Below are 14,051 nucleotides of genomic sequence, written 5' to 3' on the forward strand. Positions count from 1 at the left end.
CCTTGTAGGTCTGCTTCGGTTGTGCTGCCTGACAAGTTGCATCTCAAGTGTGTCTGGTGTTTTGATCTTTAACCTCTTCTGAAGCGCTTCTATGGCTCGCGACTACTATGAAATCTTGGGGGTTAGCCGCGATAGCTCCAAAGAGGAGATCAAGCGCGCCTATCGACGGTTGGCTCGTAAGTACCACCCGGATGTCAACAAGGAGCCAGGCGCCGAGGAGCGCTTCAAAGAGATCAACCGTGCCTATGAGGTGCTCTCTGATAATGAGCTGAAAGCTCGCTACGATCGCTTTGGAGAAGCGGGTTTGAGTGGAGCTGCCGCGGCAGCCGGTGGATTCCAGGATTTTGCGGGGATGGGTGGCTTTGCCGACATTTTCGAGAGCTTTTTCACCAACTTTGCAGGGGCAGGAGCCGGCTATGCCCGCAGTCGCCAGGGGCCGGTACGGGGCGATGATCTGCGCTTTGACCTAAAACTGGAGTTTCTGGAAGCCATCTTCGGCGGCGAAAAGCAGATTCGCATTAGCCACTTGGAAGTCTGCAACGTCTGTGGAGGCAGCGGGGCTAAGCCCGGTACGGAGGTGAAAACTTGCCCCACCTGCGGGGGCAGTGGTCAGGTGCGGCGGGCAACCCGCACGCCGTTTGGCAACTTTACCCAGGTCTCGGTTTGTCCCACCTGTGGTGGCAGCGGTCAGGTGTTGGAGGAGCCCTGCCACAACTGCAATGGCGAGGGCTTGGCCCAAACCACGAAGAAACTGCGCATTAACATCCCAGCCGGCGTGGATAGTGGCACCCGTTTGCGGGTTTCCGGGGAAGGCGATGCCGGTCGACGCGGTGGCCCGCCCGGGGATCTCTACGTCTACCTATTTGTGGAACCGGATCCCGACTTCCAGCGAGATGGCCTGACCATTCTCTCGGAGGTGCGGGTGAGCTATTTGCAGGCCATCTTGGGGGCCAAAGTCTCTGTGCCCACCGTGGACTCGAAAGCCGGCCTGGAGGAGGAGGTGGAGCTGACCATCCCAGCCGGATCCCAGCCGGGTACAGTGCTGACCCTGGAGGGCAAGGGGGTACCTCGCATTGGCAACCCGATGTCTCGGGGCGACCACCAAATCACCTTGGTGGTGGAGATCCCCACCCGCATCAGCTCAGAAGAGCGGGAATTGCTCATGCGCCTGGCTGAGCTGCACGGAGAACGCATCAACAAGCGGGATGGTTTCTTGGGCGGGTTGTTGCGGGGGCTGGCCCAGATGCCTGGCAACCGGGAGCGTGAGGAAGAATGACTGCAGAGGCTGTTTCGTCGGAAGAGGTCAAGTTTATCCTTGACCAGCGCGGGATCCCTTGCCCACTTAACTACGTGCGGGCGAAGCTGCGCCTGGAGCGCATGGCTCCTGGAGAACTGCTGGAGCTATGGCTGGATGCGGGAGAACCCCTGGAGCAGGTGCCCAACAGTCTAGCCATGGCCGGGCATCGGATTGAGGGACAGGCAGCTTCCCCCGAAGGCCATTACATTCTCTGGGTGCGTCGCGGCACACCTGCGTCGCCATGAACCCGGTGAAACCGGAAGGAAAAGATTGTACCGGCTGGGTGCGAGCAGCGCAGGCCAACTTTTATCGCGTGCGTATCGATCCAAGTTTGGCTGCCCTCTTTCCCGAGATCCCGGCTCGGTTTCCGGTTGAAAAGCCCACGCCGGCAGAGATTCTCTGTACCAGTCGGGCCAAGCTGAAAAAAATGGGTCAGCAGGTGATGGTGGGGGACTGGGTGGAGGTGCGCTTGCCGCCTGCTGCCGCCGACCTCTGGCCGGAGCGGGGGGTGATCGAGGCGATCCTGCCGCGGCGCACTCAGCTGCCTCGACCCGCTATTGCCAACGCGACCCAAGTTCTGGTGGTGGTGGCCCTGGCCGAGCCCGACCCTGAGCCCAACGCCCTCAGTCGTCTGCTGGTGCAAGCCGAGGCCAGCCAACTGCGGGTTCAGGTGGTGTTGAACAAATGCGACTGCGTGGATCCAGAAGTGGCGACAACTTGGGTGGAGCGTCTGCAGAGGTGGGGATATGAGCCTCTGTTGGTCAGTGCCCACACCCAAGCTGGGATCCCCCAGTTGCAACAGTGCTGTCGAGATCAGATCTCGGTGGTGATGGGCCCTTCCGGGGTGGGCAAATCCAGCTTGCTCAATCGGCTGCTGCCGGACGTTCGGCTGGCCACTCAGGCCGTCTCCAGACGTTTGGGCCATGGTCGGCACACCACCCGCCATGTGGAGCTGTTTCCTTTGCCGGAAGGCGGTTGGATCGCCGATTCGCCGGGATTCAATGTCGGCGAAGGGATCCCGCCGGTGCATCCTTTGCAGTTGATACGGTGCTTCCCCGAAGTAAGGGATCGCTTGGGCGCCTGTCAGTTTCGCGATTGCCTGCACCATCGAGAGCCGGGCTGTGGGCTCCGAGATCTGGATTGGGAACGACGGACTTTTTACTTGCAGCTTTTGCAAGAAGTCCAGCAGGTGCAAAAGGCATCGGTGGGCCTTATCCAGCCTGGCCAAGATCCCAGTCTCGCCAGAATTGCGCGAAAGACCCCAATCTGAGGACTATAGTCATTCCAAACTAGATTGAGACACTCCTCAAGCATTCCGTGCAGCTTCTGCGACCACTCCCAGCCCCTCTTCCTTTGGGAGAGGGGAGTTAGAAACCAATACACAAATGTTTCATTCCTGTCTAAAATGACTATAAAACGACCGTAGAATGTCAGGTGGACCAGATCTTGCGGATGGGCAAGGTGAAGCCCGGCAGCACGTCCTCTCCCGATAAGGTTTCCGGATCTTCGACCAATTCCGGCGCTTGCCCTTGTCGGTAGATCATCACCCGCTTGGCCTTGGGATCCAGCAGCCACCCCAGCCGGCAGCCGTTGTCCATGTATTCTTGCATCTTGGCCTGAGTTTGAATCCAAGAGTCGGTGGGCGAGAGGATCTCCACCACAAAATCGGGGCACAGGGGCAAAAATCCTTGACGGACTGAGGGATCCAAAGCTTCCCACTTTTCAATCGGGATCCAGGCCAAATCAGGGGAGCGGTCGCTGCCTGAAGGCAAGGAAAATCCGGTGGAAGAATCAAAGCTTTTCCCTCGGCCCGATTGCCGATTCCAAACATAAACTTCCCCGGCAATTTCAAAGTTAAGATTGCCCGTTTCCCCACCGATTGGAGACATGATGACCAATTCTCCTTGGGCAGTACGCTCCAGCTTCAGCTCAGGATTGGCGGCACAAAGCCGGATAAAATCTGCTCGGCTGAGGGTTATCAGGGGAGATAGATTCAGAGTCAGAGCAGCCATGGTAGTGTGACTCCGCCTGTTTTTAGCCTATCGCTCAACATTTTTACTGCGGCTTCTTCCAACGTTGGGAGAGTTCTGCAATTCCGATCCCTGTCATGCAAGAGATCCATCAGAGTTGGCTGGGTTAAGGGTGTGGAAAAAAGCTGTATCAGGGATCGTAAATCCGTGAAAGCTACTCATATCAAGCCGACCAGATCTTGCGAATGGGCAAGGTGAAGCCCGGCAGCACGTCCTCTCCTGATAGGGTTTCCGGATCTTCGACCAATTCCGGCGCTTGCCCTTGTCGGTAGATCATCACCCGCTTGGCCTTGGGATCCAGCAGCCACCCCAGCCGGCAGCCGTTGTCCATGTATTCTTGCATCTTGGCCTGAGTTTGGATCCAAGAATCGGTGGGCGAGAGGATCTCCACCACAAAATCGGGGCACAAGGGCAAAAACCCTTGGCGGGTTTCCGGATCCAAAGCTTCCCACTTTTCAATCGGGATCCAGGCCAAATCCGGGGAGCGGTCGCTGCCTGAAGGCAAGGAAAATCCGGTGGAAGAATCAAAGCTTTTCCCTCGGCCCGATTGCCGATTCCAAAGGGTTAAGTCTGTGGTGATTTCGGCATTCCAGTGGCCGGCTTCCCCGCCGGTTGGAGACATGATAACCAATTCTCCTTGAGCGGTACGCTCCAGCTTCAGGTCAGGATTGGCGGCACAAAGCCGAATAAAATCTGCTCGGCTCAGGGTTGTCAGGGGGGATAGATTCAGAGTCAGAGCAACCATGGCAGGCGTTTGGACACTCCTAAACCATTCTTAGAATGAGTCTAATGGGACCTCAGGATTTGCCCTCTGCTCTTAACCAAGCCACATCTTAACTGGGGTGAGGGGCGGGTTTGGTCAGGCCGATCACCTGAGTGTATGCACCGCGGGCCTGGGTTACACCAATGGTGTGCTCAGCTTTTTCGATCATGGGGCGGCGTAAACTGACCACCAAAAACTGCGCCTGACGAGATTGCTGCCAGATCATATTGGCCAATTTTTCCACATTGGCCCCGTCCAAAAACATATCTACTTCATCAAAGGCGTAAAAGCTGGAAGGGCGGAATCGCTGCAGAGCAAAAATAAAGCTGAGGGCTGTCAAGGATTTTTCTCCTCCCGACATGGCGCTGAGACGGCGCACCGGCTTGCCTTTGGGGTGGGCCACCAAGGTTAGACCGCCCGCAAAGGGATCCTCTGGGTTTTCCAATTCCAAATGGCCATCCCCATCGGAAAGTTGGGCAAAGATGGTCTGAAAATGGCTGTTGACGGCATGAAAGGCATCCAAGAAGGCTTGCCGACGCAGGGTGGAAAAGTTCTCGATGCGCAGCAACAACTCGGTGCGCTCTTGGTGCAGGGTTTCCAGTTTGGCGCTGAGATCCCGCAGGCGAGCTTGGGTCTGTTCGTATTCGGCAATGGCCAGCATGTTTACCGGCTCCAGGGATCGCAATTGCTCTTCGATTTTGCGTTTTTGCCGCTGCAGCTCGTCTAAGGTCAGGGTGGCGGGCAAGTCGGGCAGCGGATCCGGCAGCTCTTGAACCACCGCTTGCAGTTGGGTTTGCAGTTGGGCCAGCAGAGCCTCTTTTTCCTGTTGTTGGGTGAGGGCGTTGTAGCGTTCCCACTCCAGGCGTTGAATTTGCTGTTGTTGGGCCCGCAATTGGAATTCTTGCCGATCCCGCTCTTGGCGCAGGTGGGAAAGTCGGGCCTCGATCTGGCTCATCTGTTGCCGTTGCTCGGCAAGGTGTTGCTGGATTTGGCCAAGGGTGGCTTGGGCTTGGACGATTTGCTCCTGCAGATAGGCTTGGCGCTGTTTGCTCTCCTGCAGGCGCTCCTGGTGGTGCTGGATTTGGGCCTGTTTCAGGTGTTGTTGGCCGGAGTTCTCCTGCTGTTGCCGCTCCAGTTGGGTCAGTTGCTGCTGCAGCTCTGCCAAGCGACTTTCTTGCTGCTGCACCGCCTGCTGCAGTTGCTGCCAATGCTGGTTTACCGGGGATCCCTCCAGTTGGCTGAGCTTGAGGGCGAGATCGGCTAGGCGCTGTTGCAAGGGATCCCAACGCAGTTGAATCTGGTCGAGCCGCTGTTGGGCTTGTTGGCTTTCGGCTTGCAGTTGTGCCAGGGATCCCTGCAGGTGTTGCAGGCGGGCCTGTTGCTTTTGGCAGTCGGCTTGGTGCCGCTCCAGATATTGCTGGGCTTGCAGGGCGTCTTGGCGAGCCAGGAGCAGGGCTTGGGCCAGTTGTTTTTCGCGGGCTTGGGCTGCTTGTAGGCGCAGGGTGAGGGCGGCCAGCAGTTCCTCCAGCTCGGCCAAGCGGGAGCGCAAGGCTTCTTCTTCCGATGGCGATAGCGAGACGGAGCCCTTGTGTCCGCCGACAGAAAAATGGATCCCAGCTCGCTGGGGGGCGCTGCCGCCGGTCATGGCGCCCGAAGTTTCCAACAGCTCCCCTTCCAGAGTAACCATGCGGTGCTTGCCGATGTGGGGCTGGGCCAGCTCTAGGCTTTGGAAAACCAGGGTGGAGCCGAACACAAAGCCGAAAACATCCCGGTAGCGCTCTTCAAAGCGCACCAAACGAATGGCGTAGTCGATCAGGCCGTCCAATTTCAGGGGGCTGGGGGGGCGGGTGGGCTGGAGCTTATTCAAGGGCAAAAAGGTGGCGCGTCCGGCTTTTTCCCGTTTCAAAAAGTTGACAGCGCTCACGGCCACGGTGTCATCCTCCACCACCACAAAGTGCAGCCGGTTGCCTGCTGCAACCTCCAGGGCCAGTTGATACTGGGGATCCACCTGCCCCAACTGGGCCACCAACCCCAAAACCCCCGGCAGACGGGCACTCAGGATGGCTTGGGTCGCTCGGGATCCCTGGGACTCTTGCAACACTTGGCGGCGGGTTTCCCATTTGTCCAGTTGCCGCTGCTTGGCGTGCAGCTCGGCGGCCAGGCGCTCGTGGGTGGCGCGATCCAGCTCCAGGCCGGCCTGCAGTTGCGCCAGCTCTTGGGCCAAAGTTTGAACCTGAGCTTCCGACTGTCGGCAAGTGTGTTCCAGCTCGGCGGTGAGGGCCAGGTGGGATCCCAGCCACGCCTCGATCTGGGCAATCTCCGCTTGGATCTCTTGGCTTTGTCGTTCCAGTTGCCGTTGTCGCTCTTGCAGGCGAATTTGCTCCTGTTGGAGAGGCTCCTGTTCAGCGCGGAGTTCCTCAATGTGGCGGGTGAGGTAGCGCTGCTGTTTCACCCAGGCATCAGCGGATTGGGCTAGGGCGCGCAGCTGTTCGCGGCTCTGTTCCAAGCTAATTTGGGCTTTCTGAACCTGGGCCTGCAGGGATCCCTGGGCTTGGGCCAGTTGCTCTTGTTGGCTGTGCAGGTGTTCCAGCTCCGCCTGCAGATGCTGCTGTTGGGCTTGGCACTCCTGATGTAGGCGCTGCGCTTGCTGGATCTCCTCCTGCCAGGCTGCGATCTGTCGGCTGACCTGTTGCCGCTGTGCTTCGGCGGCGGCGATTTGGGCTTGCAGGTGCAGGTATTCCTCCTCTCCAAGAGCATGGATGCGGCTTTGCAACTCGGCCAGGGCGGCTTCGGCCTGTTGCAAATGATCGTTCAAGGTCTGCACCTGAGCAGTGGCCTGCTCCTGAGTTTCCAGAAACCGCTGAATGGCCGCCTGGGTTTCTTCCACTTGGACTTGCAAATGCCGCCAAAGCAACACCTGTTGCTGCTGCTCCAGCGTTTGCAACTGCAGCCGCAGTTGCTGATGGTGTTGGGCCTTTTCGCTCTCTCTGAGCAGCCGCTCTCCTTGAGCTTGCCATTCTTGTTCGATGAGCCGAAAGCGCTCAATTTGTTCCCGTACCGCCTCCAGCTTGCTGTTGGCCTGGGCGATCTTGCGGTCGAAGGTGGCCACCCCCGCCAATTCGTCGATGATCTGCCGCCGTTCCTTGGGGTGCATGGAAATGATGCTGGTGACATCCCCCTGTAAAACGACGTTGTAGCCGTTGGGGTAGATGTGCATCGCCTCCAGTTGTTCGTGCAGCTCGCTCAGGGTACAGGGCACATCGTTGATGTAGAAAGTGCTGGTGTAGGGGAGAGAATCCGTCCCGCTATCGCGAGTGGGATCCTCAGCCTTTCCGGGCTTGACCCGCAGCCGGCGACTGACTTTCCATTCCCTGGGCTGACCATCTTCTCCCGGCCCCAGCTCAAAGGTGACAGAAACATGGGTTTCCACCTGCCGATTGCCGTTGAGGCTGCCGGAATGCACCAGATCCAAAAGCCTCTCTGCCCGCATCCCCCGCGAGGACGATAAACCCAGCGCGAACAGGATCCCATCCAGGATGTTAGACTTACCGGAGCCATTGGGGCCAGAAATAACCGTGAACCCCGGCAACAGGGGTATCGAGGTTGTGCTACCAAAGGACTTAAATCGGGTCAGCTCAATCCGCTTGACGTACATCACACCCCATATCTAGCGTGACCACCGGCAGATGATGGCAACAGGCTAGCATGGGTAGCAAAAACCTGTGCAGCTCAAGTTTCTTAGGACAGCTTGGCATCTGAGTCTGCACCTGTTGAGTCTACATCTGTGCCGACGAGCAGATCGGCCTTTTGTAAAAGACGATGCACCTCTGCCCTCAGCTCCGGCCATCGGTAGGTCAGCAGGTTTGCCTTGGAGATGAACAGCAGCCGGTAGCCGGGTTTCAGGTTTGGGCACAGGGGGCGCAAGATTTCTCGCAACTGGCGGCGCAGCCGATTCCGCTTTACGGCAGATTTGCTCACCTTTCTGCCGATCACCAGTCCCACCTGGCTGGGGATCCCTTCGCACCCTGCGGGCATCGGCTGAAACAGCAGGGTTAAGCCTGCACCGGAACGACGTTGGCCTCCCTGGTAGAGCGCCTGAAAAGCTCGTCGATCCCGCAATCGATGAGGAGCAGGCAACATTTATTTGGGCCCCGAAGTCAGCCTGTTTTGGGCTGCAACGCTCCAAAAATCCCAGATTAGGATCCAATATCCAACCAAAGGGCTTAGGAAACCGCCAGGCGATAACGCCCCTTGGCCCGCCGTCGCCGCAAGACCTGCCGCCCGGTTGCAGTTCGCATTCTGGCCCGAAACCCAGAAACCCGAATGCGTCTGCGATTGGTGCCACGAAGGGTACGCTGAGTCATGGTGAGAAGCCAACCAATGAAGCCAAGATCATTTGCCAGAGCTGACCAGACTGCCATTCAGCCTGCTGGCAACTGATCACAGGTGGTTAATCTTAGCAGACTCAATGGAAAATTGCTAGATTGGCCACCCCGCGCCGAGCAGTTAAATTGGGGATCCTAAAGCCCCTGTCGAGGAAGCCGCCGCTGTTTCCTCTGGGCTTCTGCTGTGTCGCTCTGAGTGTGTGGTGTGGATATTTCCCTGGATCAGCTCTGGGATGAAGCCCTGTGTCATCTGCAGGTGCAGCTCAGCCGCCCAACCTTTGAGGCTTGGATCAAAACGGCGCGGGCTGAATCGTTGGTGGACAACCGCCTCACCATCTGTACCCCCAGCGAATGGGCACGGGGCTGGCTGCAAAAGCACTACGCTTCCACCATCACCGAGGTGGTGCAGCGGGTAGCCGGGATCCCTTTGCAGGTGGAGTTTTCCGTTTCCCCCCACGCTTCTGTCGAGGCAGAACCCCCTTCAAGGGCGATTTCCCCAACATCGGGCAGAGCCGGCAGCTTACCTGCCTCCACCACCTTAGGACTGGAAGTCGGCGGCAGCCTGCCCATGCGGGCGCCGGATCTCAACCCCAAGTATTCCTTCTCGCGGTTTGTGGTTGGCCCCAACAACCGCATGGCTCACGCTGCAGCTCTGGCTGTGGCCGACAAGCCTGGGCGCGCCTACAACCCCCTGTTTCTCTGCGGTGGGGTGGGTCTGGGCAAAACCCACCTGATGCAGGCCATTGGCCACTACCAACTGGAGGCCAATTCACGCGCCAAGGTCTTCTACGTGTCCACCGAACGGTTTACCAACGATTTAATCGATGCCATCCGGCGAGACAGCATGCAGTCTTTCCGGGAGCACTATCGGGATGTGGATATTTTATTGGTGGATGACGTTCAATTTATCGAAGGCAAAGAGTACACCCAAGAGGAGTTTTTTCACACCTTTAATACGCTGCACGAGTCCGGCAAACAGATCGTACTGGCCGCCGACCGTTCCCCCCATTTGATCCCTCGTCTGCAGGAACGTCTCTGTTCTCGGTTTTCGATGGGCCTGATTGCCGAAATTCAATCGCCGGATATCGAAACCCGCATGGCCATTCTCAAGAAGAAAGCCGAGTACGAGGGGATGAACCTGCCCGCCGACGTGATCGAGTACATTGCCACCACCTACACCAGCAACATCCGCGAGCTGGAAGGTGCCCTGATCCGCGCCGTCGCCTATGTTTCCATTTCTGGCTTGCCGATGAGCGTGGAGACGATTCAGCCCATCCTCAATCCCCCCAGCGAGCCGAAAGAGATCACCGCCGACATGATTACCGATGTGGTCTGTGAAGAATTCGGCATCGACCGAGACAGTTTACTGGGATCCTCCCGCAAGCGTGACATCAGCCAAGCACGGCAAATTGCCATGTTTTTGATGCGCCACTACACCAACCTCAGCTTGCCCAAAATTGGCGATTACTTTGGGGGAAAAGATCACACCACCGTTCTCTATAGCTGTGAAAAGGTCAGTCAGCTACAGCGGCAAAGTCTGCAGTTTGAACGGCAACTGCAAAAATTGGTCGAGCGCTTGCGGGTGGTTGCCAACAGCCGGAGCAGCTAGGCTTTCTGTTGTCGCTGGGCCGTCTTTGAGGTGTTGTTGCCGCGCTGTGGAGCACCTCCAGCCTTGCCCGTCTGCGTGGAGAATCCCTCGGAAAGCGGCTACAGTAGGGACGCAATGAATGTGGTTGCAGGTGGTGAGACAGTCTGGCAAAGGGCTTCGCCTGGGTATGCTGCTCCTCTGGGCTGGACTGGTGCCTGAGCGGCCAGTTTGGGCCAATTCCCAGCAAGCCCCTATTCCAGATCCGGTGCCGGCCACCCTCTCAGCCGCTTTGGATTTGGGCTTGGATGACCGAATTTTAGAAGACAGCCCCGTGTTGCGCCGCTGGCTGCAAAACCCGCCCAATCTCCTGGAAGAAATCCGCAACACGCCCGTCTTGCCCACCCGCTTGCAGGCCGGCTTTGAGTCCTCTTCGCACTGGCGAATCAGCCTACAAGACTTGCGTCTGGGAGATCGCCTCACCCTCAGCGGTGACTATCGCCAATCTTCCGAACATCCCGAAGTGCGCCAGTACGGGTCGGAAATGCGTTACTTTCTGGCCCCCATGGGATCCCGTTTTAATCTGGCGCCACAACTGGGGTATCGGGCTTTGGAACAAAAGAACCGCAGCCTCAGCGGAGTTAGCTATGGGGCTTTTGCCGTTTTGGCCTTGGCTCCGGGAGGTGTAGATTTGACCGGCAGCTACAGTTGGGTTGCCCCCCAGGAGCCGGAAGAAGGACAGGCCACCCTGGCGGAGATCACTGCTGCCTACGCCATTAGCCCTTCCTTTCGTCTTTCTGCTCGCTATAGCCTGCGCAACTCGACCCTGGATCGGGAGTTTAGCTTTGGCGTTGGGCTGGAGTGGATCCCCTAGCCTCCGCTCTCGCCCTCACTCCCAGGCCCTCTCCCGGTGGAAGAGGAGGGCTGGGGATCGGCATGACTTGGATTGGGGTAATGGCTCCGACATCGACTCGATGGCCACTGCACAACTTAACCCGGCCCAGATCAGAGGCGCACTGCCCGCACAAAGGCCACCCAACCCAAGCTGAGATAACGCTCCAACTGCAGCCCCACCTGTTGAAGGTGCTCGCGCAACTGGGTTTCCGAGAAAAAATGAAGGCCGGTGGCTTCCAGCCATTGCTGCACCATCTGCCCCCATCCCTGTACCTGCTGGCTGTGCATCGAGACAAAGGCCCCTCCCGGTTTCAAGACGCGGGCAATTTCCCGCAAACAGGGATCCAAAGGCAATTCGTTCAAGGTGGCCCCGCTGATCACCGCCCCAAAAGTTCCAGAGGCGAGGGGAAGCTGTTCGGCTCGGGCCCGCATCAGGCTGTAGTGCTGCCAGTGGGGCTGTGCCTGTTGAGCGGCTTCCGCCAATACCCCTGCTGCATTGTCCAGGCCGATCACCGTCCGCTGCGGATCCTTGGCCAGGAGCAAGCGGCTCCAGTACCCCCCGGCAGTGCCCAAATCCAAGATGGGATCTTCCTCCCCCACCAGCTCGGCCAGCAGTTGACCCTCCCGCTCGCTGCCAAAGCTCTCCCCCGTCAGTAGCGACAGAGCCCAGGGCCGCCAGAGGCGATCGTAGCCCCAGGCAAACCCAGGCAGATGGGCAATGGCTTGGGCCGGCGTGAGATGCAGGTCCGATGAGCTGCCGATAAAATCCACAGCCCCAGAAGCGGTGATGGGGTAAATTTGGCCACAACTGGGACAATAAACCCGATCCGCCACGGATCCCTGTTCCCGCCCTGGTGATTGGGTCAACCCTTCCCGACCGCAGCTCAGGCAGCGATAAAGGTGAACCGGCAAAGCAGAGAGCGAAGAGAGCATGCGACAGCCCAACGCAACCCAAAACTCGCGAGGAAAAGGGGGCAGCTGCCGGGATCCAGCCCCAACAACCCCCCCAGTTGTCTATCTGGCAATGGAGATGGGATCCCCTAGACCAGCTTTGGACTCCGTCCCGCTTCCGCAAGTGGACTGGGCAGGCCGACCTTCTCCGGGATGGGCACATACTCCGAGACAATCGCCCGGAATTCGTCGCCATCCAGGGTTTCCCGTTCCACCAAGGTATCGGCCAATCGATCCAGCAGAGGGCGGTGCTCCAGCAAAATCTGCTTGGCTTTCTGGTAACAGCTCTCCAGGATCTGCCGCACCTGGCGGTCGATCTTGGCGGCCACATCCTCCGAGTACTCGACGCGGTTCATCCAGCCGCCGCCCAAGAATACCTCGTTGTTGGGGGGATCCAGCATCAAGGGCCCCAGCTCAGACATGCCAAAGCGGGTCACCATCTGCCGCACCAGATTCGTGTTCTGCTGCAGGTCGTTGCTGGCTCCGGTGGTCACTTCCGAGTAGCCGAAGACGATCTCTTCGGCCGCCCGACCGCCAAAGCCCACCACCACCCGATCCAGCAGCCAAGCGCGGCTGTACATGCCGGAGTCGATCTGCTCCTCGTTGGGCAGTTGCTGGGCAAAGCCACCTGCGCCGCCGGAACGGGGGATGATGGTCACCTTGTTCAAGGGATCCGCGTGGGGCAAAAGTGTCATCAACAGGGCATGGCCACACTCGTGGTAGGCGATCAGGCGCTTGCTCTTGCCGTCCAGAAGCGGCGGCTTGGTCAGGCCAATGGTGATGCGGTCAATGGCATCGTCAATGTCTTGGTTGGTGATGGCCATGCGCTGACGGCGGGCCGCCAAAATGGCCGCTTCATTGAGCAGGTTGGCCAGATCCGCACCGGCAAAGCCAGGGGTACGGCGGGCAATCGCCTCTAGGCTGACCTCTTCCGCCAGCTTCTTGTTGCGGGCATGCACCCGCAAGATCTCGTAGCGCCCCTTAAAGCTAGGCCGATCCACCGTAATCTGGCGGTCGAAGCGGCCCGGACGCAAGAGAGCCGCATCCAACACATCAGGGCGGTTGGTGGCGGCAATCACGATAATGCCGGTGTTGCCCTCAAAGCCGTCCATCTCGGTGAGCAACTGGTTCAGGGTTTGCTCGCGTTCGTCGTTGCCCCCGCCAATGCCGGCCCCCCGCTGCCGGCCCACCGCGTCAATCTCGTCGATGAAGACGATGCAGGGCGCATTCTCCTTGGCCTTCTTGAAGAGATCCCGTACGCGAGAGGCACCCACCCCGACAAACATTTCCACAAACTCAGAGCCGGACAGGCTAAAGAAAGGCACTCCTGCCTCGCCGGCAATGGCCTTGGCCAGAAGGGTTTTGCCCGTCCCCGGCGGCCCCACCAACAACACGCCTTTGGGGATCTTGGCCCCAACAGCGGTGAAGCGCTCCGGCTTCTTCAAGAAGGTAACCACCTCTTGCAATTCTTCTTTGGCTTCTTCAATCCCGGCCACATCGTCGAACTTAACGCCGGTTTTGGCTTCCATCTGAAAGCGGGCCCGCGATTTGCCGAAGTTCATTGCCTGCCCAGGGCCGCCCGCTCCAGCACCGGCACGCCGCAGGAAAAAGAACAACCCTCCCAACAGCAACAGCGGGATCACCAGGTTGCCCAGAAGCGCCCAAAAGGCGCTGCCATTGCGGGTGGGTACCACTGCCACTTCGATCCCCTGCTCGGTGAGGCGGTTCACCAGTTGCGGTACGGTGTTGGGCAGCAGGTTCACTCGGTAGCGGGTGGAATGCTGGGTCTGGGGATCCACAGCCGTAACTTCAGCTACCAGATTGTTGTCCGTGAGGCGCACATCCGTAACCCGCCCCTCCTCGACGTAGCGCAAAAAGCGATCGTAGGTGAGGGCCGAGGCCAAAGCTGCATGGGCGGGTGCAGGCTGCAGCACCAGGCCGGATCCCTGCCAGAGACAGAAGCCCAGCATGAGGGCGATCAGCCAGCGCTGGGGAGATAGAGGCTTGTTCATAGGGAAGAGAACGCTCGGTTATTAAAAGTCCTTTAACAAACTTAACCTGTCCCTCCTGGAAGGCACAACCCTACCCCCGCAAGGATGAGCTCCTGAGGGATCCCTGCCCCATCCGATGCCCGCCACAAGCCTGC

General features: G+C 58.8%; 12 protein-coding genes. 5 read left to right on the forward strand and 7 right to left on the reverse strand.

Going from position 1 to position 14,051, the window contains the following annotated elements; all coding sequences use genetic code 11:
• Positions 1–91 precede the first annotated feature (91 nt).
• From dnaJ to rsgA, 3 genes are read left to right on the forward strand one after another with little or no spacing between them, the layout of a single operon-like run.
• Positions 92–1,276, forward strand: coding sequence for a molecular chaperone DnaJ (gene dnaJ, locus ACVWZG_RS03295; RefSeq protein ID WP_457405077.1), 1,185 nt, complete (start codon positions 92–94; stop codon positions 1,274–1,276).
• Entirely contained in the window at positions 1,273–1,542 is a 270-nt protein-coding gene (locus ACVWZG_RS03300; protein WP_414329168.1) for a sulfurtransferase TusA family protein, read from the forward strand. The genes dnaJ and ACVWZG_RS03300 overlap by 4 nt, the downstream gene beginning before the upstream one ends.
• Positions 1,539–2,567 (forward strand): ribosome small subunit-dependent GTPase A, encoded by a 1,029-nt coding sequence (gene rsgA, locus ACVWZG_RS03305; protein ID WP_457405076.1) that lies wholly within the window; start codon positions 1,539–1,541, stop codon positions 2,565–2,567. The genes ACVWZG_RS03300 and rsgA overlap by 4 nt, the downstream gene beginning before the upstream one ends.
• 160 nt (positions 2,568–2,727) lie before the next feature.
• Here rsgA and ACVWZG_RS03310 read toward each other — a convergent pair whose 3' ends face one another.
• The 5 genes from ACVWZG_RS03310 to rpmH form a co-directional block, all read right to left on the reverse strand.
• The gene (locus ACVWZG_RS03310; RefSeq protein ID WP_457405073.1) at positions 2,728–3,309 is read right to left on the reverse strand and encodes a Uma2 family endonuclease; all 582 of its coding nucleotides are present in this window, start codon (positions 3,307–3,309) and stop codon (positions 2,728–2,730) included.
• Between the two features lie 181 nt (positions 3,310–3,490).
• A complete protein-coding gene (locus ACVWZG_RS03315; protein WP_457405070.1) occupies positions 3,491–4,072 on the reverse strand; it encodes a Uma2 family endonuclease in 582 nt (193 codons plus the stop codon).
• Between the two features lie 88 nt (positions 4,073–4,160).
• On the reverse strand, positions 4,161–7,745 hold the full coding sequence (gene smc, locus ACVWZG_RS03320) for a chromosome segregation protein SMC (RefSeq protein ID WP_457405068.1): 3,585 nt from the start codon (positions 7,743–7,745) through the stop codon (positions 4,161–4,163).
• Positions 7,746–7,828: 83 nt separating this feature from the next.
• A complete protein-coding gene (gene rnpA, locus ACVWZG_RS03325) occupies positions 7,829–8,230 on the reverse strand; it encodes a ribonuclease P protein component (protein WP_457405067.1) in 402 nt (133 codons plus the stop codon).
• An 83-nt stretch (positions 8,231–8,313) separates the two neighbouring features.
• The gene (gene rpmH / locus ACVWZG_RS03330; protein WP_011434477.1) at positions 8,314–8,454 is read right to left on the reverse strand and encodes a 50S ribosomal protein L34; all 141 of its coding nucleotides are present in this window, start codon (positions 8,452–8,454) and stop codon (positions 8,314–8,316) included.
• A 226-nt stretch (positions 8,455–8,680) separates the two neighbouring features.
• Between rpmH and dnaA the strand changes: the two genes are divergently transcribed.
• Both dnaA and ACVWZG_RS03340 read left to right on the forward strand, forming a co-directional pair.
• Positions 8,681–10,084 carry a chromosomal replication initiator protein DnaA gene (gene dnaA, locus ACVWZG_RS03335; protein WP_414382552.1) on the forward strand — a complete coding sequence of 468 codons (1,404 nt, stop codon included), beginning with the start codon at positions 8,681–8,683 and terminating at the stop codon, positions 10,082–10,084.
• Positions 10,085–10,250: 166 nt separating this feature from the next.
• Positions 10,251–10,934, forward strand: coding sequence for a hypothetical protein (locus tag ACVWZG_RS03340; protein WP_457394202.1), 684 nt, complete (start codon positions 10,251–10,253; stop codon positions 10,932–10,934).
• Between the two features lie 131 nt (positions 10,935–11,065).
• Here ACVWZG_RS03340 and ACVWZG_RS03345 read toward each other — a convergent pair whose 3' ends face one another.
• Together ACVWZG_RS03345 and ftsH are read right to left on the reverse strand one after the other, a co-directional pair.
• Entirely contained in the window at positions 11,066–11,887 is an 822-nt protein-coding gene (locus ACVWZG_RS03345; RefSeq protein ID WP_457405064.1) for a class I SAM-dependent methyltransferase, read from the reverse strand.
• Positions 11,888–11,994: 107 nt separating this feature from the next.
• Complete coding sequence (gene ftsH / locus ACVWZG_RS03350) at positions 11,995–13,917, reverse strand: ATP-dependent zinc metalloprotease FtsH (protein WP_457405062.1); 1,923 nt, start codon at positions 13,915–13,917, stop codon at positions 11,995–11,997.
• Positions 13,918–14,051 lie beyond the last annotated feature (134 nt).

This window comes from Thermostichus sp. OS-CIW-33 (assembly GCF_054059615.1).

Bases quoted from the DNA above. Each gene is read 5' to 3' on its own strand.
- ftsH (WP_457405062.1), bottom strand. From the start codon at position 13,917: ATGAACAAGCCTCTATCTCCCCAGCGCTGGCTGATCGCCCTCATGCTG.
- rpmH (WP_011434477.1), bottom strand. From the start codon at position 8,454: ATGACTCAGCGTACCCTTCGTGGCACCAATCGCAGACGCATTCGGGTT.
- ACVWZG_RS03315 (WP_457405070.1), bottom strand. From the start codon at position 4,072: ATGGTTGCTCTGACTCTGAATCTATCCCCCCTGACAACCCTGAGCCGA.
- ACVWZG_RS03310 (WP_457405073.1), bottom strand. From the start codon at position 3,309: ATGGCTGCTCTGACTCTGAATCTATCTCCCCTGATAACCCTCAGCCGA.
- ACVWZG_RS03300 (WP_414329168.1), top strand. From the start codon at position 1,273: ATGACTGCAGAGGCTGTTTCGTCGGAAGAGGTCAAGTTTATCCTTGAC.
- smc (WP_457405068.1), bottom strand. From the start codon at position 7,745: ATGTACGTCAAGCGGATTGAGCTGACCCGATTTAAGTCCTTTGGTAGC.
- rsgA (WP_457405076.1), top strand. From the start codon at position 1,539: ATGAACCCGGTGAAACCGGAAGGAAAAGATTGTACCGGCTGGGTGCGA.
- ACVWZG_RS03345 (WP_457405064.1), bottom strand. From the start codon at position 11,887: ATGCTCTCTTCGCTCTCTGCTTTGCCGGTTCACCTTTATCGCTGCCTG.
- dnaJ (WP_457405077.1), top strand. From the start codon at position 92: ATGGCTCGCGACTACTATGAAATCTTGGGGGTTAGCCGCGATAGCTCC.
- ACVWZG_RS03340 (WP_457394202.1), top strand. From the start codon at position 10,251: ATGCTGCTCCTCTGGGCTGGACTGGTGCCTGAGCGGCCAGTTTGGGCC.
- rnpA (WP_457405067.1), bottom strand. From the start codon at position 8,230: ATGTTGCCTGCTCCTCATCGATTGCGGGATCGACGAGCTTTTCAGGCG.